20 protein-coding genes are annotated in these 17,583 nt (G+C 68.6%); 18 read left to right on the forward strand and 2 right to left on the reverse strand.

Going from position 1 to position 17,583, the window contains the following annotated elements; genetic code table 11:
• Positions 1 to 161: 161 nt before the first annotated feature.
• From arfA to J0911_RS09930, 8 genes are all read left to right on the forward strand, one after another.
• Complete coding sequence (gene arfA, locus J0911_RS09895) at positions 162 to 1,673, forward strand: arabinosylfuranosidase ArfA (RefSeq protein ID WP_207275307.1); 1,512 nt, start codon at positions 162 to 164, stop codon at positions 1,671 to 1,673.
• Between the two features lie 11 nt (positions 1,674 to 1,684).
• A complete protein-coding gene (locus tag J0911_RS09900; RefSeq protein ID WP_207275308.1) occupies positions 1,685 to 2,755 on the forward strand; it encodes an arabinan endo-1,5-alpha-L-arabinosidase in 1,071 nt (356 codons plus the stop codon).
• A gap of 251 nt (positions 2,756 to 3,006) precedes the next feature.
• Positions 3,007 to 4,170 (forward strand): multiple monosaccharide ABC transporter substrate-binding protein, encoded by a 1,164-nt coding sequence (gene chvE, locus J0911_RS09905; RefSeq protein WP_207275309.1) that lies wholly within the window; start codon positions 3,007 to 3,009, stop codon positions 4,168 to 4,170.
• Between the two features lie 166 nt (positions 4,171 to 4,336).
• Entirely contained in the window at positions 4,337 to 5,902 is a 1,566-nt protein-coding gene (mmsA, locus tag J0911_RS09910; protein ID WP_207275310.1) for a multiple monosaccharide ABC transporter ATP-binding protein, read from the forward strand.
• A complete protein-coding gene (mmsB, locus tag J0911_RS09915) occupies positions 5,899 to 7,083 on the forward strand; it encodes a multiple monosaccharide ABC transporter permease (RefSeq protein WP_207275311.1) in 1,185 nt (394 codons plus the stop codon). The genes mmsA and mmsB overlap by 4 nt, the downstream gene beginning before the upstream one ends.
• Before the next feature lie 443 nt (positions 7,084 to 7,526).
• On the forward strand, positions 7,527 to 8,483 hold the full coding sequence (locus J0911_RS09920) for a hypothetical protein (protein ID WP_207275312.1): 957 nt from the start codon (positions 7,527 to 7,529) through the stop codon (positions 8,481 to 8,483).
• A 484-nt stretch (positions 8,484 to 8,967) separates the two neighbouring features.
• Complete coding sequence (locus J0911_RS09925; RefSeq protein ID WP_207275313.1) at positions 8,968 to 9,459, forward strand: hypothetical protein; 492 nt, start codon at positions 8,968 to 8,970, stop codon at positions 9,457 to 9,459.
• A 47-nt stretch (positions 9,460 to 9,506) separates the two neighbouring features.
• Positions 9,507 to 10,103 (forward strand): HD domain-containing protein, encoded by a 597-nt coding sequence (locus tag J0911_RS09930; RefSeq protein WP_242636548.1) that lies wholly within the window; start codon positions 9,507 to 9,509, stop codon positions 10,101 to 10,103.
• Here the strand turns inward: J0911_RS09930 and J0911_RS09935 are convergent.
• Together J0911_RS09935 and J0911_RS09940 are read right to left on the reverse strand one after the other, a co-directional pair.
• Complete coding sequence (locus tag J0911_RS09935; RefSeq protein ID WP_207275314.1) at positions 10,053 to 10,523, reverse strand: NUDIX hydrolase; 471 nt, start codon at positions 10,521 to 10,523, stop codon at positions 10,053 to 10,055. The genes J0911_RS09930 and J0911_RS09935 overlap by 51 nt on opposite strands.
• Positions 10,524 to 10,543: 20 nt before the next feature.
• Positions 10,544 to 11,281: an XRE family transcriptional regulator gene (locus J0911_RS09940; protein ID WP_207275315.1), complete on the reverse strand. Its 738-nt coding sequence runs from the start codon at positions 11,279 to 11,281 to the stop codon at positions 10,544 to 10,546.
• Between the two features lie 145 nt (positions 11,282 to 11,426).
• On the opposite strand from J0911_RS09940, the gene J0911_RS09945 reads away from it, so the two are divergent.
• From J0911_RS09945 to J0911_RS09990, 10 genes are all read left to right on the forward strand, one after another.
• The gene (locus J0911_RS09945; protein ID WP_207275316.1) at positions 11,427 to 11,834 is read left to right on the forward strand and encodes a hypothetical protein; all 408 of its coding nucleotides are present in this window, start codon (positions 11,427 to 11,429) and stop codon (positions 11,832 to 11,834) included.
• 55 nt (positions 11,835 to 11,889) lie between these two features.
• A complete protein-coding gene (locus tag J0911_RS09950) occupies positions 11,890 to 12,261 on the forward strand; it encodes a hypothetical protein (RefSeq protein ID WP_207275317.1) in 372 nt (123 codons plus the stop codon).
• The gene (locus tag J0911_RS09955) at positions 12,261 to 12,503 is read left to right on the forward strand and encodes a hypothetical protein (RefSeq protein ID WP_207275318.1); all 243 of its coding nucleotides are present in this window, start codon (positions 12,261 to 12,263) and stop codon (positions 12,501 to 12,503) included. Before J0911_RS09950 ends, J0911_RS09955 begins: the two co-directional genes overlap by 1 nt.
• Complete coding sequence (locus J0911_RS09960) at positions 12,503 to 12,757, forward strand: hypothetical protein (protein ID WP_207275319.1); 255 nt, start codon at positions 12,503 to 12,505, stop codon at positions 12,755 to 12,757. Before J0911_RS09955 ends, J0911_RS09960 begins: the two co-directional genes overlap by 1 nt.
• Entirely contained in the window at positions 12,754 to 12,903 is a 150-nt protein-coding gene (locus J0911_RS09965; RefSeq protein WP_207275320.1) for a hypothetical protein, read from the forward strand. Before J0911_RS09960 ends, J0911_RS09965 begins: the two co-directional genes overlap by 4 nt.
• Positions 12,900 to 14,693, forward strand: a complete 1,794-nt coding sequence (locus tag J0911_RS21075) for an FtsK/SpoIIIE domain-containing protein (RefSeq protein WP_207275321.1) — start codon at positions 12,900 to 12,902, stop codon at positions 14,691 to 14,693. Before J0911_RS09965 ends, J0911_RS21075 begins: the two co-directional genes overlap by 4 nt.
• Entirely contained in the window at positions 14,690 to 15,406 is a 717-nt protein-coding gene (locus tag J0911_RS09975) for a DUF2637 domain-containing protein (protein WP_207275322.1), read from the forward strand. The genes J0911_RS21075 and J0911_RS09975 overlap by 4 nt, the downstream gene beginning before the upstream one ends.
• A complete protein-coding gene (locus J0911_RS09980; RefSeq protein ID WP_207275323.1) occupies positions 15,403 to 15,720 on the forward strand; it encodes a WhiB family transcriptional regulator in 318 nt (105 codons plus the stop codon). The genes J0911_RS09975 and J0911_RS09980 overlap by 4 nt, the downstream gene beginning before the upstream one ends.
• Positions 15,720 to 17,351: a replication initiator gene (locus tag J0911_RS09985; protein ID WP_242636549.1), complete on the forward strand. Its 1,632-nt coding sequence runs from the start codon at positions 15,720 to 15,722 to the stop codon at positions 17,349 to 17,351. The genes J0911_RS09980 and J0911_RS09985 overlap by 1 nt, the downstream gene beginning before the upstream one ends.
• A 14-nt stretch (positions 17,352 to 17,365) precedes the next feature.
• Positions 17,366 to 17,583 (forward strand): helix-turn-helix transcriptional regulator (locus J0911_RS09990; protein WP_207275324.1); only part of this gene is annotated, 218 nt, incomplete at its 3' end.

Consider the following 17,583-nt stretch of genomic DNA (forward strand, 5'->3'; position numbering starts at 1 on the left):
GCTCGACGGTTTGCCGACCGCATCGTGCGCGACGGCGATCCTGGTGGCCGGCTGCGGCTTGACCGATCGGGCATCAGGTGTGCACCATTTCCGTGTCTACAACGATGTACAAGCCGCGCTGCTGCTGTGGGGCGCGCGCCACGTCCATATGAGGAGCACCAATGCACGCCGCCACCGTCACCGTCGACCCGGCATTCGTCGTCGGTCCCGTACGCCCCCGCACGTTCGGCACCTTCGTCGAGCACCTCGGCCGCTGCGTGTACACCGGCATCTACGAGCCGGGGCATGCGACCGCCGACGCCGACGGCTTCCGCGGTGACGTCCTGGACCTCACCCGCGAGCTCGGTGTCTCCACCGTGCGCTATCCGGGCGGCAACTTCGTCTCCGGCTACCGCTGGGAGGACGGCATCGGCCCGGTCGAACAGCGGCCCCGGCGGCTCGACCTGGCCTGGCACTCCACCGAGCCGAACACCTTCGGCGTGGACGAGTTCATGAGGTGGGCGCGGCGATCCGGCGTCGAGCCGATGATGGCGGTCAACCTCGGTACGCGTGGCATCCAGGAGGCCCTCGACCTCCTGGAGTACTGCAACGTCCCCGGCGGCTCGTTCTGGGCCGACCGGCGTCGCGCCAACGGCGTGGAGGACCCGTACCGGATCAGGATGTGGTGCCTCGGCAACGAGATGGACGGTCCGTGGCAGATCGGCCACAGGACCGCCGAGGAGTACGCCCGCCTCGCCGCGGGGACCGCCCGCGCCATGCGGATGATCGACCCGGACGTCGAACTCGTGGCCTGCGGTTCCTCCAGCTCGCAGATGCCCACGTTCGGTGAGTGGGAGCGCACCGTGCTCACCGAGACGTACGAGCACGTCGACTACGTCTCCGCTCACGCCTACTACTTCGAGGAGGACGGCGACCTCGCCTCCTTCCTGGCCAGCAGCGTGGACATGGACAACTTCGTGGAAGCCGTCGCCGCCACCGCCGACCAGGTCCGGGCCGCTCGCAAGCTCGACAAGCGCATCCACATCTCGTTCGACGAGTGGAACGTCTGGTACCAGCAGCGCGCCGAGTCCCGGCCCCCGCAGGGCGACGACTGGCCCGTGGCCCCGGTGCTGCTGGAGGACCGGTACAACGTGGCCGACGCCGTCGTCGTCGGCAGTCTGCTCATCTCGCTCCTGCGCAACACCGACCGCGTGCACGCCGCGTCGCTCGCGCAGCTGGTCAACGTCATCGCGCCGATCATGACGCAGCCGGGCGGCCCGTCCTGGAAGCAGACGACCTTCCACCCGTTCGCCCTCACCTCGGCTCGGGCCGGGGGTGAGGTCCTGCGCCTCGCCGTCGAGTCCCCCGTGCAGGAGACCGCGAAATTCGGCGAGGTCCCCGTGCTGGACGCCGTCGCCACGCACGACCCCGAGACCGGGGACGTCGTCCTGTTCGCCGTGAACCGCTCCGTCACCGAGCCGATCGCCCTCGACGTCGACCTGCGCGGCTTCCCCGGACTCCGCGTCGCCGAGGCCGTCACCCTGGCCAACCCCGACCACACGTGGCACGCCACGGCCGAGGACTCGACCTCCGTGGAGCCTCGGCCCAACACGTCCGCCAAGGTCGCCGACGACCGCGCCCGGGCCGAGCTGCCCCCCGTGTCGTGGTCGATGGTCCGCCTGGTCCGGGCGTGAGGCGCGGCGTCGTGATCGGGCTCGTGGCAGTACTGCTGGCAGCGGCCGGTGGCACCTACGTCCTGTCGCGCGGTGGATCGGCGTCGTCGGGCGCGGCGGGCGGCGCGGCCCTGGCCTCCGCCGGTGACCTCGGCGTCCACGACCCGGCCCTCGTGGCCGGGAGCGACGGCGAACCCTGGTTCGTCTACGGGACCGGTGACGTCCGCGAGGGGTTCGGCGCCCCGCGCATCCTCCGGTCCGACGACGGCGGCGTCACCTGGGCCCGCGCCGGAACCGCCTGGGAACGGGCCGGCGACCCGGAGTGGGTGCGGGACGCGGAGTCCGGGGTCGCCGGCGTCGAGAACTACTGGGCGCCCGAGCTCTACCGGCACGACGGCACCTGGTACCTCTACTACTCGGCGTCGACGTTCGGCTCCAACGACTCGGCGATCGGGCTGGCCACGGGTGCGACCCTCGATCCCGACCACCCCGACTACGGGTGGAGGGACCAGGGCCTGGTGGTGCGATCGACACCCGGCGAGACCCACTACAACGCCATCGACCCCGGCGTCGTCGAGGACGGCGACGGAAAGCCCTGGCTGCTCTTCGGGTCGTTCTGGGGCGGCATCCAGTTGCTCCCGCTGGAGTGGCCGTCCGGGAAGCCGGCCGGCGGGGCCGAACCGGTGACCGTCGCGTCACGCGTCGGGGTCCCGGACAACGCCATCGAGGCGCCCTTCGTGGTGGAGCGCGACGGCTGGTACCACCTGTTCGTCTCCTGGGACAAGTGCTGCAGCGGCGTCGACTCGACCTACCGGATCATGGTGGGGCGCTCGCGGGAGATCACTGGCCCCTATCTGGACGCCGACGGCAAGGACATGGTCCTCGGCGGTGGTACCGAGGTGGTGAGCACGACGGGCCGGATGATCGGCCCCGGCGGGCAGACCGTGTCGGTGGTGGGAGAGCCAGGCTCGCCGTCGTCGGACTACTACCTGGCGTTCCACTTCTACGACGGCGACACCGGCGGCGCACCGACGCTCGCGGTCCGGGAGCTGGTCTGGGACGGTGAGGGGTGGCCGAGCATCCGGGTGGGTGAGCCGGGGTAGTCGGCGGCCGATCGCCGAGCGGTCGATACGACGTCGCGATCGGCTCCCCGGGCGACCGGCAGCATCGACGACGGGCCGACTGCTCAGGCCGGTGGCAGGCCGCTTGTCCGGGGCTGGGCGGGTTGGTAACTTTGCGCCGCGCAGTCGTGACGGGATCGTGACAGAGGGGGTTTGGAGCGCGTTGGTGTGAGCGTTAACATCTCGGAGTAGTGCCGGGCAAGTGATCCGGTAACTCTCGAAGAGGAGACCTCATGGCAAACAAGCTCTGGTACAGCCGGGCGATCGCCGCGGTCGCGACCGGTGCGCTGACCGTCACGCTCGCCGCGTGCGGCGGTGAAGGTGCCGGCAGCGGCAGCGGCGCGGGCGACGACTCGAACGAAGAAGGCGGCCTCGTCGGCGTGGCCATGCCGACAGAGACGTCCGAGCGCTGGATCGCCGACGGCGCGGCTGTGGAGGACGGTCTGAAGGAGGCCGGTTACGACGTGGACCTGCAGTTCGCGGGTGATGACATCCCGACGCAGCAGCAGCAGATCGACGCGATGATCAACGCGGGTGCTGAGGCGCTCATCGTCGCCGCGATCGACGGCACCACCCTGACCGGTCAGCTCGAGGCTGCCGCCGCGCAGGACATCCCGGTCATCTCCTACGACCGCCTCATCCGCGACTCGGAGGACGTCGACTTCTACGTGTCCTTCGACAACTTCCAGGTGGGCGTCGCCCAGGCCAACGCGCTGCTCAACGGCCTCGGCCTGGTCGACGAGAACGGTGAGCCGGTGGAGGACGCGCCGAAGGGGCCGTTCAACGTCGAGCTGTTCGCCGGCTCGCTGGACGACAACAACGCCCACTTCTTCTGGGACGGCGCGATGTCCGTGCTCGAGCCTCTCATCGAGGACGGCACACTCGTGGTGCCCTCGGAGCAGACAGAGATCGACCAGGCGGCGACGCAGCGCTGGCTGCAGGAGAACGCGCAGAGCCGCATGGAGGACCTCCTCACCGCGCACTACGACGGCAACGAGAAGGTCGATGGCGTGCTCTCGCCGTACGACGGACTGTCGCGCGGCATCATCGAGGCGCTGCGCAGCGCCGGCTACGAGGACGACGCCATGCCGGTCATCACCGGCCAGGACGCTGAGATCGCATCGGTCAAGCTGATCGCCGACGGCGTGCAGAACTCGACCATCTTCAAGGACACCCGTCTGCTCGCCGACCAAGCCGTCGTCACTGCTGAGGCCCTCCTCGCCGGCGAGGAGCCGGAGGCCAACAACACCGAGGACTACGACAACGGCGTGAAGGTTGTGCCGTCGTACCTCCTGCCAGTGACGACCATCTACGCGGACAACATCGAGTCCGAGCTGGTCGACTCCGGGTACTGGACGGCCGAAGAGGTCGAGTCGGGCGTCGCCGAGACCGAGTGACCCGTCACACCTGACCGCCGGGGTTCCGTACCCGTGCAGGACAGGTGACCGCTGCCGCGACCTCCTGCCCCGGCAGCGGAGACTCGCCGGGGCAGGACGTTCCGTGTGGGACGTCCTGCCCCCCGAGCCCAGGGTCGCCGAGGCCGCAAGAGAACAAGGACAGCGCATGTCTGAACCCACTGAGTCACCCGCTGACGGTGACGGCCCCATCCTTGAGATGCGGGGTATCACGAAGACGTTCCCAGGCGTCAAGGCGCTCTCGGACGTCAACCTGTCGGTCGACCGCGGCGAGATCCACGCGATCTGCGGCGAGAACGGCGCCGGCAAGTCCACTCTCATGAAGGTGCTGTCGGGCGTTCACCCGCACGGCACGTACGAGGGGGAGATCGTGCTTGACGGCGCTCCGGCGTCGTTCAGGACGATCAACGACTCCGAGGCGCGCGGCGTGGTGATCATCCACCAGGAACTCGCCCTCGTCCCCTACCTCTCGATCGCGGAGAACATCTTTCTCGGCAACGAGCGGCGGCGGGCCGGAGAGTTCATCGACTGGCACAGGACCAACGCCGCGGCCGCCGAGCTGCTGGCCAGGGTGGGCCTCACCGAGTCCCCGACCGCGCCGGTGTCGACGCTCGGCGTGGGCAAGCAGCAGCTCGTCGAGATCGCCAAGGCGCTGTCGAAGGAGGTGCGCCTGCTCATCCTCGACGAGCCGACGGCGGCCCTCAACGACCAGGACTCCGAGCATCTGCTCGACATCCTGCGACGCCTCCGTGAGGAGGGCGTGACCTGCATCATCATCTCCCACAAGCTGGGTGAGATCGCCTCGATCGCCGACCGCACGACCATCATCCGGGACGGGCAGACCATCGAGACGCTCGACATGGCCGAGCCGGAGAGCACGCAGGACCGGATCATCCGGGGCATGGTGGGCCGGTCGCTCGACAACCGGTTCCCCGAGCGCACGTCGGTGATCGGCGAAGAGGTCCTGCGCATCGAGGACTGGACGGTGCATCACCCGACCCAGCCGGGACGCGTCATGGTGGACAAGGCGAACCTGACCGTGCGCGCGGGTGAGGTGGTCGGCATCGCCGGCCTCATGGGTGCCGGACGGACCGAGCTCGCCATGTCCGTGTTCGGCCACTCGTACGGCCGGGACATCTCCGGACGGGTGCTGGTGCACGGCCGCGAGGTCTCGGTGAAGAACGTGTCCAGGGCCATCGACGCGGGTATCGCCTACGTGTCGGAGGACCGCAAGCAGCTCGGCCTCAACCTCATCGAGGACGTGCGGCGCAACACCTCGGCGGCTGGGCTGCCGAAGCTCTCCCGCGCGGGCTGGGTGAACGAGCACGAGGAACTGCGTGTCGCCGAGGAGTACCGGGAGTCCATGGGTACCCGGACGCCCAACGTGCTGGTCCCCGTCGGCAAGCTCTCCGGTGGCAACCAGCAGAAGGTCGCCCTGTCCAAGTGGATCTACACGGATCCCGAGGTGCTCATCCTCGACGAGCCGACGCGCGGGATCGACGTCGGCGCCAAGTACGAGATCTACACCCTCATCAACAAGATGGTCGCGGACGGCAAGGCCGTCCTGGTGATCTCCTCGGAGCTCCCCGAGCTCCTGGGCACCTGCGACCGGATCTACGCCCTCGCCGCCGGACGCATCACCGGCGAGGTCGACGTCGCGTCGGCCACCCAGGAAGGACTGATGTCGCTCATGACACAGGAGGCCGACGCATGACCACCATTGCGAATCTGAAAGACCTGGTCACGCAGAACGTGCGGTCGAGCGGTATCGCCTTCGCGTTCATCGTGATCGTGGGAATGTTCGCGTTCATGACCGACGGGCGGCTCCTCAGCCCGGGCAACCTCAGCAACCTGGTGCTGCAGTACTCGTACATTCTGATCCTCGCGATCGGGATGCTCATCGTGATCGTCGGCGGGCACATCGACCTCTCCGTGGGGTCGGTCGTCGCGCTGACGGGTGCCATCGCGGCCGTCGTCGTCGTCCGGGAAGGCTTCCCCTGGTGGGTGGGCGTCCTAGCGGCCGTCGCGACCGGCTTGCTCATCGGGATGTGGCAGGGCTTCTGGGTGGCGTACGTGGGAATTCCCGCGTTCATCGTGACCCTGGCGGGCATGCTGCTGTTCCGCGGCCTGACGCTGCTCGTACTCGACAACATGTCCCTGTCCCCGTTCCCCGGGGAGTACGGGCAGATCGGGCGCGGCTTCCTCAACGGCCTGCTGGGCGGCTACGGGTACGACACGCTGACGCTCGTGATCTTCGGCATCGCTGTCGCCGGCTACGCAGTGGCGAGCTACCGCAACCGGCGGGCAAAGCTGTCCTACAACCAGGACGTCGAGGCGATCTGGCTGTTCGCGGCCAAGGTCGTGCTGGTCGCCGCCGTCGTCATGTGGTTCGCGTGGCAACTCGCCACCAGTCGTGGCCTGCCGATCGTGCTGATCGTGCTGGCGGCGCTCATCATCGCCTACACGATGATCACGAAGCACAGTATCTTCGGGCGCCATGTGTACGCCATTGGCGGCAACCTCGCCGCGGCGCAGCTGTCTGGCGTGCGGGTGAAGCGGGTCAACTTCCTGATCTTCCTCAACATGGGCTTCCTCGCCTCGATCGCCGGCATCGTGTTCTCGTCGCGGTCCAACGCGGCGCAGCCGGGTGCCGGCGAGATGTTCGAGCTCGACGCGATCGCCGCGTGCTTCATCGGCGGGGCCGCGGTGACCGGCGGTATCGGTACCATCCCGGGCGCCATGATCGGTGGCCTGATCATGGCGGTCATGTCGAACGGCATGTCGCTGCTGGGCGTCGACCAGTCAGTCCAGCAGGTGGTGAAGGGCCTGGTGCTTCTGCTCGCCGTCGGCTTCGACATCTGGAACAAGAAGCGGTCCGGGGCTCGCGCGTCCTGATACGCTCACGAAACGGCGGCTGACCTGCGATGACGTCTCTCGACGCTTCGCAGCGTTTGCCGCCGTTTCTCGTGCTCCCGTGTAACGCTCGTGTAATTCCCAGGTCGGCCGTGCGGGTCTGTGACCCGGCCATGTGTTCGGCCTCGGTGTCCCTGTCCTCCGTCGTCCGTTGGCGCGGGCCGCGTCTCGGACATCGGTTCTGCCGGCACCGCAACCCGCCCGTCTGTAGCTGGTTGACGTCGGTTTCACGAGGGACTTGGCGGGGCGGGTTGCGGTGCCGGCGGGTTCGGTGTCAGCGTCCCGGTGAAGTCGGCGGACGACGGAGGGCAGGGACGCCGTCCCTCGATCCTCTTGACTCCAGCAGGTGCCCGCCGGAGGCATAGTCCGCGGGTCTGACGGTAGGTTTCGCACCGGGGACATACCGTGGGAAGGGACGAGCAAGCATGGGAATCATCGACGTTGACTTGCAGAGCGAACTGCCGCCCGTCGACGACTTCTGGGACCAGGTCGAACCCGGCGAGGAAGCTTGGAGCGGACCGTTAGGAGATGTGGCGCGACAGTACGCCGCGGCACGGGTGACTTTGCTGGCGTATAACGAGGAGCCGGCGGAAGCGGTGTCAGCTTCTTCCAAGAGCAACGCGGCGCAGGCGGTTCAGCAGCTTGCCAGTGCCGTCGCGCCGTTTGCTCTCGGGTTACGGGGCAACCATGGGCAGCACATCGCTACTCTCAAGAGCGCAATTGGGAACGCCTCGAACACGGTCGCACAGCATGTGCGGCCCCAGATCCGGTCTGGCGTCGTGGACATCGCCAAGATCAAGGACATGGCTGAGCGGGCCTATGCTGATGCAAGCGCGTCTCGCACGAAGTTTGCTGACCTCGTGCGACGGGCCGAGGAGGTCATCGACCGTGTTGGGGTCGGTAGCCTCGCGGGGCATTACGAGAAGCAGGCGGACAAGCAGGCCGAGTCCGCGCGCGCGTGGTTGTGGGGTGTAGCGGTCTCTGGGGCGGGCCTGGTGGCAGTGGTCATCTGGCTCATCGTCGAGACTGGCCGTCACCCTGAGCCGTTGGACTGGCCCGACTACGCCAGCATGTTCGTAACTAAGGCCCTCGCGATCGGGGCACTGTCCTACGCAGTTTCGTTTTGCTCGAAGAACTATCGCTCCCACCGGCACGTGGAGATCACCTACCGCCAGCGGATGGCGGCGCTGGATACGTTCACCGTGATGGCCTCTTCGCTCGCTCAGGAAGACGACAAGGAAGGTCGTGTCATCGTCCTGACCGAACTCGCCCGTGCGATTTTCGCGACGGTTGAGACGGGCATGACGTCATCGGGCTCGGGCGACAAGACGATCATCGAGAACACCCTTCCAATCATGTCGGCGACGCGCTCGGGGACGTGACGTCACGTCCCGGACGATGGAGGGCAGGGACGCCGTCCCTCGATCCTCTTGACTCCAGCAGGTGCCCGCCGGATGCCTGCCCCAGCCACGGCCCCCGCGGTGCCGCGGGACTCGGCCTGATGCACCCGACTCGGCCAAGCGTCTCAGCCATCTACGGGCTTGAGACATGGTTCCGTTGAACGTCTATGGGGTGGACCTGTGGCCCTGACCTTCGTTGGTCGGGGCCGCTTTGTCGTGTGCCGGCCGCCGGGCGGGTGGGGGGTGCGTGGGGTGCGCGGAGGGCGCGCAGCGCCCGCAGCGCGGGGCCCCGCGCGGGGCCCTTCACCCGGCTGGCGGCGCGCGGCGAAGCCGCGCCTTGATTCCTTAGAGGTCAATTCGGCAGTGCTGAGGCCGGGTGGACACCCTCCAGCGATCGCGGTCCACGCTTGCCGAGTCGGAGTTGGACCGCACTGCCGCCAGCCTTCCATGTGGCTATGCTCCCGGCATGCCCGTTACAAGCAGTCCACTCCAGCATCTGGCGGAGACCAGTAGTGCGGCGTTCATGGGGATCTGGGGCCCGCTCGTCGGTGTGGTCGTTGGTGCTGTCCTAGGAGGCGCGGCACAGATTGTCGCCGCCTGGATCCGGCACCGTCACGAGCGGAACCAGGAAAAACTCATCATGAAGCGAAAAGCCTACTCAAACTATCTGCGGGCACTGAGTGCATTCCAGATAAGGCTTTCCGTTGTCCAGAGCAAGCGGCGAGTGCGCTTCGACGACCTCCGGCGACTAGAGGATGCTTTCAACGACTACAATGCCGCTTTCGCTGATGTTCAAATCAGTGGCAACATCGAAGTTTGTCAAATTGCGGATGAGTTACAAAAAGTGACTCAGAAGCTCCTCGCTGGAAGCGGAAATGAGGATTATCCAGAGCTGTTGGCTCTGGAGAAAAAGATGGTAGATGCGATTCGGCACGACCTCGACGTTTCCGATGGCTGACCGTGTCACCTGACGTCGATGCGGGCTCAGCAGGGCAGAATCTGGAGATGCGACAGAATGGCGCCATGTGGGAATCAGACCAGGCGCCGCGACTCGCACAGCGCTGCCTGGAAGACCTCGGGCGGCGCTGGCAGCACGTGCGAAGCGTCGGCCAGCTCGCGGATCGACTCGTCGCGGACGTCGGGCTTCCGGAGGACGTCAGGGCGGCAGCTTGGCTGCACGACCTGGGCTATGCACCGAAGCTCGCACTGACCGGTTTCCACCCGCTCGATGGCGCGGTCTACCTAAGCAGGTGCGGCGCTCCGGACGAAGTCGTCGGCCTCGTCGCGTGGCACACTGGCGCGGTCTGGGAAGCTGCCGAACGTGGGCTGTCGGACAGGCTGGCGAGGATGCCTGAACCGTCGGCAAAGTGGCTCGACGTGGTCACTCTGATTGACCTGGTGACCGGCCCGGATGGTGTCGCGACGACTCCGGAGAAGCGGGTCGCGGAGATTCTTGGCCGCTATGAAGCCTCGCATCCGGTGCATCGGGCGGTGAAGTTCTCGGGTCCTGAGCTCCTGGCGTCTGCCGCTCGTGCTCGCGCGATTCTGGGGTTATCCGATGAATGGCCGCTCGGCTCCGCTGAGCGCGTGGGTGAGCCGTAGGCGCATCGACGGGTGCAGGTTCAAGCTGTCGATCTGGTCCGACGTTAGCCACTCGACCTCGTCACTCTCGCTGCTCGTGCGGCGCTCTCCGCCGATCAGGTGCGCACGGAACGCGATGGAGAACTGTTGTCGCACCTCGCCGTCGTCGTAGGCCATGACGTGGTTCGGGTTCGTGTAGGTGCCGGTGATGGTCTCGACCTCGACGTCGTACCCGGTTTCCTCCTTGACCTCGCGAACGACGGTGTCCGCGATGCTCTCGCCCGGCTCATGTCCGCCTCCGGGTAGTGCCCAGCGGTCGTTGTCGGTCTTGTGGATCATCAGTACGCGGCCGTCGTCGTCGCGGACGATCGCCACGACGGAGGGGACCACGCTGTTGATGCTCGGCGCGTTGGGGTCGTCGATGTAGTCGATCCGGGGCATAGGGCCGACGTTACGCGTGCTCAGACCGGTTCGGCACCCTCCCACGTCCGCTCGAACGACTCCATGTAGTGGGCGAAGAGCCGTCCGCCCGGGATGCGGTTGATGTGCATGATCGGTGACTGACCGGCCGGGGCGCCGTAGGCGTGGACGTTTGCCATGAGGGTGTCGTCGAACCGGTAGATGGAGGCGTAGAGGGTGCTGCCGTGCTTACGTGCCTCGATTCCCTGGTTGCCAAGAATCGGCTTGAGGTAGCTCCAGGTGAGGCGGCATCGGGCGCTCAGGAGGTCGTCGATGCCTTCTTCCTCGCCTCGACGTGCGACGCCGGCCGAATCGGGGTCACCGAAGAGCATTCGGACGCGCACGCCGTCGTGAGCCCGTGCGCTGATGCGGGTGCCGAACTCCGGGATGCTGTCGTGGAGGAAGCTGCCCCCGAACGCCAGGAGGTCGATCGACTCCTTGGCGTTCTCGATGAGGTCGATCCAGGTTGAGACCGAGACCGTGGCGCGCGTCGGGTAGAGGTCGACGAACTCCGCGCGTGCGGCCGACTTCGTCCGCGGATCAGATTCGGTCGACGGCCAGAGGTAGACGTCGGTCTTGCCGAGGACGGCTGCCGTCTTCATGCGGTGGGTCCGGTGGGGCGTGCGGTCCTTCGTGATCCAGCGTTCGACAGTTTTGGGGTCGACGCCGACCTCTTCGCCGAGCTGCTGAATTGTCAGTCCCTTGTCGGTCATCGCGGCGCGTAGTCGTTCGTTCGACATGAACCCTCCCCAGGGCCGTTCACGGACGTTTCCACCAGTCTAAGACGTCCCCAAACGTCCCGCAAGGGGGTGTGGTCGTCCCCCGCTCGCGCGGTTTCTTGGTTGTGGGCAGAGCGCCCGGCATGAACCAAAAGGAGTGATCGAGATGGCGACGTTTGCGGTGGACAGCAGCAGGCAGCAGATGGCGGCTACGGGTGTGGTGGAGGCCGTGCGGGAGTGGGTGGAGACGGCGGACGGGAAGCGTCGGCCGGGTGAGAACCAGGCGCGTCACGAGGGCACGGGGTTGCCTCTGTGGGGTGTGGAGGTGCTGTACCAGACCGAGTCGTGGGGTCGGGTCTCCACGGAGACGGTCAAGGTCACGGTCCCTGCCATGACCGAGCCCGCGCCGGGGATGTTCCGGCCGATCGTGTTCGAGGGCCTGACGGCGAACGCGCGGGTGGACCGCCGTTCTCAGGCGCTGTCGGTGTCGTGGGAAGCAGAGGGGATCGCCTCGATCGACGGCAAGACGGTCGACGCGACGGCGGGCGGCTCGGGCTCGAAGGCGGCTGCCTGATGCCGGGCGCGGATGCGATCAAGAACGTGCGCAACCCCCGCAAGGCGGTCGCGGCGTGACCCGCGCGGACACCCTCCAGGTCGCCGCGGGGCTGCTGGATGAGGCGGCCGGAACGCTCGGGCAGGCGCGCGACTGCTTCGACGTGGTCGGCCTGCCCGGCTTCCAGGCGGAGGCTGACCGGCTGGCTCGTGAGGTCGGCGACTTGGGCCAGGTCACCGCTCAGGCGGCCGATACGGCGCGGGCTGCTGAGCCTCCGCGTCTGCGGATCGTCCCGCCCGATGCTCCGGGCCGCATCTACGGGCAGGGCTACGACGGCTCGTGGTTCGACGAGCGCACCGAGGCAGACCGGCGCGCGGCCTTCAACCGCACCGACAACCGCAACACCAACGACGGCAAGCAGGACGACGACGGGAAGGGGCAGGGCTGATGTTCGGACTGGCACGCAAGGACAAGGGAGCCGCGGAGGCTTACGCGGCGATGCGCGCGCTGGAGGCCGCTTCGGAGGCGCTGGCCGCCGCGAAGGACGCGATGGAGGCGACCGGACTCCCGGAGTTCTCGGACCTGCGCGACGGCACGCTGCACGCCCGCACGCAGGTCGACGTGCTGTACACGCTGGCGGGCAAGGTGGCCGACCGGCTGGAAGAGCAGACCGCCAGGGGTGAGCGGTGATGGCCTCGGTCGAGACGACGCGTCAGACGAACCGGAAGGTCGTGGAGGCGTTGGAGGCGGCAGAGGCTGCGGGTGAGCGTGCGTCCCAGTCGTGGCTCGCGCTCATGACGCACCTGGCCGAGGTCAACGTGGTCACCCGGCTGCACGGTGACCTGATGGACGACTCGGCCTCGCTCCAGTCGCGCCTGGACGAGTTCCGCGACCACCTCAACCGGCGTCTGCACGCCGAGCGGGACGGGGGTGACCTGCGATGACGGTGACCTCCACGGTGCGGGCCGAGTGTGACGTGTGCGGCGGGTGGATGACCACGGCGCTGGTGCCTTTCGGCCGCTCCTTCGTCGAGCACTTCCGCGCCGAGCACGCCAACTGCCAGAACGACAACGAGGCGGGCGAACGGTGAACCCCCTCGACAAGGCACGCGAGTTCCGGGCCACGGTGAACACCACTGTGGTCCGGGCTCGGGCCCGCACCCACGCCGCCACCCTCGGCCGCCCCGGCGTCCTCGGCAAGGTACTGCGGACCCTGGTCACGGTCCTGGCCTTCGTGCTGGGCCGCTCGTGGATGCTCGTGCAAGCCACGCTCGCCTGGGCAGGCCGTCACCTGCCCCTGTCGGTGTTCGGCCTCGTGGTCGCGGGCCTGCTGTGGCTGGGGCTCGAACTGTCCGGCTGGCCGGGCTCGACCCTGACGGGACCGGCGATCGTGTGGGCGCTGTTCTGGTCCCCCGGCCTCGTACTGGGCCTGTGGGCCGCTGTGGCTCCGGCCGCATACCGGCGTTCGCGTCTGCGGGTCTGGTACGTGCGCCGCTGGCTGCACGGCACCCCCGCCCGATGGGGCCGCAAGGGCTCCGAAGCGGTCGGCACGGCTGCCGGGCTCGGCGTACGTCAACCCGACGGCGGAGTCCTCGTGCCGGGCATCAAGGTGCGGTTCGCTCCCGGCGCGGCCGTGCTGCGCCTGAACGTCGTGGTCGGGCAGACGGTCGACGACATCGTGCGCGCTGCTTCCCGCATCGCCACGGCCTACGGCGCGCACGGGCACGAGCTACGCCCCGTCAAGCCCGGCGTGGTCGACCTGGTGCTGTTCCTCATCGCGCGCCTCGCCCCGCGCACCGCGGTTATGCCGGCCGAATTCGCGGGCGCGGCCTCGGTCGGCGTCGTTCCGGCAGGCGTGCGCCGTGACGGGCAGCGGCTCGACCTGATCGTGCGCGGCCGACACACCCTCGTCGTCGGCGCGACCGGCGCGGGCAAGGGCTCGGTGCTCTGGTCGGTCGCGGGAAACCTGGCCCCGGCCGTGCACGCCGGGTTCGTGCGCCTGTGGGGCATCGACCTGAAACAGGGCATCGAGGTCGAGACCGGCCGGGCCCTGTTCGGGCAGGTCGCCTACAAGACCGCCGACGCCGTGACCGTGCTGGAAACCCTCGTACGGATCATGAACGAGCGCGGGGCCTCGATGCGTGGCGTGTCCCGCAACCACGACGCCACCCCCGACGCGCCCCTGCATGTGCTCGTGATCGACGAGCTGGCCGACCTGATGGCCTACTCCGAGTTCGAGCACAAGCGCGAAGCCGAACGCCTCCTGTCCAAGCTGCTCACCCAGGGCCGCGCCCTCGGCGTCGTCGTCCTCGGCTGCGTGCAAAACCCCCGCCAAGAAGCCCTGGGCGGCACGCGCGGCCTGTGGCCCCAGAAGATCGCCCTGCGCCTGGACTCCGAGACCGAAACCGACATGGTGCTCGGCACCGCCGCCCCGCTGGCACCGGCCCACGACATCCCGGCCGACATCCAACCGGGCGGCGTCTCGGGCACTGCCGGGACCGCCTATCTGGTCACCGAGGACGGCACCCCGACGCTGTGCCGGTTCGACTACTGGCCCGACCGACTCATTCACGCCGTCGCGGCCCGCTACCCCGCACCCGCCTACACCGACACCCCCGCCCCGGCTCCGGTGGCGGATGCAGCCTCGGCCTGGCTCGCCGCCGGCGGACACACGCCCGCCCGCGACGACGCTCCGGCCAACCCCGGTCCGACCGACAACGGCCCGGCTAACGACAGTGCCACTTCGGCATCCGAGCATCCCAAGCGGAAGCGCTCCCCCCGCAAGAACCCGCGCAACCGCCGAGCGGCGGACGCCACCACCCAGGCCGTCGACGGTTCCACGGGAAACACCTCGACTACTGAACAGGAGACGAACTCATGAACCGCACGCCTGCCGGGCCCGTGGCCCGCATCGCGGCCGACTCCCGGCCCGTCCTCGTCTTCACCGTCGCCCTGACGGTCGCGGTGGCGCTGGCGTCGTTCGCGCTCTCGTTCGCCTCGCTGCGGGATGCCGCGACCTGGGGCCGCGTCCCGGGAACCCTCGCGTTCCTCGTGCCCGTCGTGATCGACGCCTCGGTCCTCGTCTACGGCCTGGTCGCGCTCGTGCTGCGGGCACGCGGACGCTCCTCGGCGTGGGCCTGGACGCTCATGCTCGGCTTCACGGTCGTGTCCATCGGCGCGAACGCCGCCCACGCCTACGACGTGCCCGAAGAGGTCAAGGTCCTGGTCGGTGTTGTCCTGGTCGCCCTCGCGCCCCTGTCGGTGCTGACCTCGACGCACGCACTGGCCTTCCTCGTGGTGTCCGACGCACCCGCACCGGCAGCCGAGCCGGTCACCGCGGCTGAGCCCGTCTCGGTCGGTGCGGTCGACATCGCCGCGGCTGCTGGGTCTGAGCCGGTGCCCGCGATCGCCGCACCTACAGAGGCTCCCGCTCCGGCCGCGACGGGCCCGGAACCTGAGGCTGAGGCTGAGCCGGTTTCGGCTCCTGCTCCGGTGCTGGCTCCGTTGCGTTCGTCCTCGCGTCCGGCTCGTTCGCGGGTTCCTGCGATGCAGCAGGTGCTTCCGGGTCTGGAGATGTCGGGGGTGACGGCATGACCGCCGCTCGCCTGCCGGTGGGTGCCCCGCTGCCCGACTGGATGCGTCACGGCTCATGTGTCTCGGGGCCGGAGCGGCTGCTGCCGTGGATCGCTGAGCCTGGGCAGGCTTCGGCCGCTGAGGTCGCCGCGATGGCCCGCGTGTGTGCTGGCTGCCCGGTGCGGCTGGCGTGCGCGGTGGATGCTCGGGGTGAGTCGGCTGGGTTCTGGGCTGGCCGGGAACGTGGACGCCTGGAAGCCCTGGATCTGCTCGACGAGCTCGCCGCCTCCGATACGTCCGACGTTGCCGCTCCGGCTGGGCTGGTGGTTGTCTGATGCCCGCCCTCGTCGCGCCCGTGGTGGGTGACTCCATGGCTTCGGCGGTCGCTGAGGCCAACGGAGTGTGCACACGTCCGCTGCTGCGGGAAGTCGTCGACCAGGAGACCGGCGCGTCAACGCTCGTGCCCATCCCCTGCGGCTCGACCCGAGAGACCGTGTGCAAGCCCTGCGCGGTCAAGGCTCGGCGGCTGCGTATCCACCAGTGCCGCGAGGGCTGGCACCTGACCCAAGACCCACCCGCCCGGCCGCGTTCTCTCCCGAACGCGGACCCGCACCCGCACGACCTCGACGAAGCTCGCTGGGCCGACGACGGCGGCAACCTGGCCCCCGCACGCCGCATCCGCCGCCGCACCGTCTCACGCTCTACCCGCCACCTGGAGGGCTTTCCCGACCTGCCCAAGAAGGCCATGGGGCAGGGCACCACGGGGGCGGTGTTCGTGGATGAGAAGACCGGCCGTGAGCACCGTCCCTCGATGTTCCTCACCCTGACGCTCGGCTCCTACGGCAAGATCCGTGACGGCGTGCCCGTCGACCCGGCCTCGTACGACTACCGGCGTGCCGCGCTGGACGCGCTCACGTTCTCCCGGCTGGTTGACCGGTTCTGGCAGAACATGCGCCGCTGTGCCGGATACAAGGTCCAGTACTTCGCTGCTGTGGAAGCCCAGAAGCGCCTGGCCCCCCACCTGCACGCCGCCGTGCGCGGTGCGATCCCTCGGGCGACCATCAAGGCCGTTGCCGCTGGGACCTACTTCGCCGCCTGGTGGCCTTCGGTAGACGTGGAGGTCTACACGCCCGACGACCCCGAAGGCATGCCCGTATGGGATGCGGCGCTGGGCGGCTACGTCGACCCCGGCACCGGGGAAGTCCTTCCCACCTGGGATGAGGCGACCCGCGACCTCGCGAAGCCCGCACACGTGGCAACCCTCGGGAAGCAGATCGACATCAAGGGCCTGCTGGGTGGCACCCCCGACAGTGACCGGGCGGTGCGGTACCTGTGCAAGTACCTCACCAAGTCCATCGCGGGCACCTACACGCCGGCCGAATCCCTCGACGGCGACGACGTGGTGCCAGACCCTGCCTGGGAAGCTCTCCAGGCGGCTCGCGCCGCCGACTATGAGGCACACGTAGACCGGCTCCACGCGCACACCTCCGTGCTGCCCTGCTCGCCCGAGTGTGGCAACTGGCTGCGCTACGGCGTCCAGCCCAAACACCCCACCGCTGGCCTGTCGGCTGGCTGCCTGTCGCCCGCTCACGAGCGGGACAACCTCGGCCTTGGCGGGCGGCGTGTGCTGGTCTCGCGGCAGTGGTCGGGCAAGACCCTCACCCAGCACCGGGCCGACCGCGCCGCCGTCGTACGTGAGGTCCTGCAAGCCGCGGGCATCACTCCCGAAGACGCCGACCGGCTCGCCGCGTCCAAGACGCTCCCGGACGGCACGGCCCGGTTCGTGTGGCGAGAACCCGACCACATCGCCGAGACCACCTACGTCGACGTGATCGCGGCCTCGCTCCGGCAGGCCATGACACGCCGTGCCCAGTACGACGCCGCGAAACAAGCGGCCTCGCCTCCAGGCTCGGGCCCTCCATCGGGGCCTGTGGATAACCGTTCGGCAACCGCGTACGCGGCATGAGGGAAGGGGCAGTCATGGCAGGCAAGAACTACCGGAACAAGACCAAGAACCCCCACAACAACCCGCCCGCCGTCGTCGCCATCGACGAGCTGTGGACTATCGACGAGGTCGCCGCGTTCCTCCGCGTCCCCGTCGCCACCCTCTACCGGTGGCGCACCCACAACGACGGACCCAAAGCCGCCCGCATCGGCCGACACCTGCGCTACGCCCGCGTCGACGTCATCACCTGGTT

The organism is Myceligenerans salitolerans, from assembly GCF_017349295.1.
In the GTDB taxonomy this organism is placed as follows: Bacteria; Actinomycetota; Actinomycetes; order Actinomycetales; family Cellulomonadaceae; genus Myceligenerans; species Myceligenerans salitolerans.

Excerpts from the sequence above, each read along its gene's own strand:
- arfA (WP_207275307.1), top strand. The coding sequence starts at position 162 with ATGCACGCCGCCACCGTCACCGTCGACCCGGCATTCGTCGTCGGTCCC.
- chvE (WP_207275309.1), top strand. The coding sequence starts at position 3,007 with ATGGCAAACAAGCTCTGGTACAGCCGGGCGATCGCCGCGGTCGCGACC.
- mmsA (WP_207275310.1), top strand. The coding sequence starts at position 4,337 with ATGTCTGAACCCACTGAGTCACCCGCTGACGGTGACGGCCCCATCCTT.
- mmsB (WP_207275311.1), top strand. The coding sequence starts at position 5,899 with ATGACCACCATTGCGAATCTGAAAGACCTGGTCACGCAGAACGTGCGG.
- J0911_RS09920 (WP_207275312.1), top strand. The coding sequence starts at position 7,527 with ATGGGAATCATCGACGTTGACTTGCAGAGCGAACTGCCGCCCGTCGAC.
- J0911_RS09925 (WP_207275313.1), top strand. The coding sequence starts at position 8,968 with ATGCCCGTTACAAGCAGTCCACTCCAGCATCTGGCGGAGACCAGTAGT.
- J0911_RS09930 (WP_242636548.1), top strand. The coding sequence starts at position 9,507 with ATGCGACAGAATGGCGCCATGTGGGAATCAGACCAGGCGCCGCGACTC.
- J0911_RS09935 (WP_207275314.1), bottom strand. The coding sequence starts at position 10,523 with ATGCCCCGGATCGACTACATCGACGACCCCAACGCGCCGAGCATCAAC.
- J0911_RS09940 (WP_207275315.1), bottom strand. The coding sequence starts at position 11,281 with ATGTCGAACGAACGACTACGCGCCGCGATGACCGACAAGGGACTGACA.
- J0911_RS09945 (WP_207275316.1), top strand. The coding sequence starts at position 11,427 with ATGGCGACGTTTGCGGTGGACAGCAGCAGGCAGCAGATGGCGGCTACG.
- J0911_RS09955 (WP_207275318.1), top strand. The coding sequence starts at position 12,261 with ATGTTCGGACTGGCACGCAAGGACAAGGGAGCCGCGGAGGCTTACGCG.
- J0911_RS09960 (WP_207275319.1), top strand. The coding sequence starts at position 12,503 with ATGGCCTCGGTCGAGACGACGCGTCAGACGAACCGGAAGGTCGTGGAG.
- J0911_RS09965 (WP_207275320.1), top strand. The coding sequence starts at position 12,754 with ATGACGGTGACCTCCACGGTGCGGGCCGAGTGTGACGTGTGCGGCGGG.
- J0911_RS09975 (WP_207275322.1), top strand. The coding sequence starts at position 14,690 with ATGAACCGCACGCCTGCCGGGCCCGTGGCCCGCATCGCGGCCGACTCC.
- J0911_RS09980 (WP_207275323.1), top strand. The coding sequence starts at position 15,403 with ATGACCGCCGCTCGCCTGCCGGTGGGTGCCCCGCTGCCCGACTGGATG.
- J0911_RS09985 (WP_242636549.1), top strand. The coding sequence starts at position 15,720 with ATGCCCGCCCTCGTCGCGCCCGTGGTGGGTGACTCCATGGCTTCGGCG.